General features: G+C 67.1%; 1 protein-coding gene. It reads right to left on the minus strand.

Features of this window, described 5'->3' with window-relative positions:
- Nucleotides 1-148: 148 nt before the first annotated feature.
- A partial coding sequence (locus GVL52_RS32380) for a DUF1854 domain-containing protein (protein WP_160012773.1) occupies nucleotides 149-417 on the minus strand: 269 nt, incomplete at its 5' end.

Here is a 417-nt window from a genome sequence, read left to right on the forward strand (position 1 = left end):
CTCCCGTCTCGTACATCCATAACGGCAAAAAAAAGGGGGAATTAAGGCCTTTTTTCGCCTTTCGGCGAATTTAAGGGTTTTCCCCTACCGCATCCAGCCCCGCCGCCCCCTGGCAGGCTGCCTTCGACCCGTGCCGGGGCCTGGTCCCTCAGAGGAACCGCTCCAGCAACCGGCGGGAGGCCCGGTCGAGCGCGGCCACTTCGGGCACGCGGAACTGCACGCCGTCGGCCGACGCGATCAGCAGCGCGCTGCGGCTGCCCAGGCGGCGGATGTCCTCCTCGCCCTTGAGCACCAGCTTCGCGGGCCCCCGGTCGGTCTCCAGCGTCCAGGTGCTGGGCGTGGTGAAGCTCGACACCGCTTCGATGCGCGTGATGGTGGGCACGAACTCCCGCGTGGCCAGCTCGTCTTCGATCAGTG

The sequence above is a fragment of the Rhizobium sp. 18055 genome (assembly GCF_902706285.1).
GTDB lineage: Bacteria > Pseudomonadota > Alphaproteobacteria > Rhizobiales > Rhizobiaceae > Rhizobium.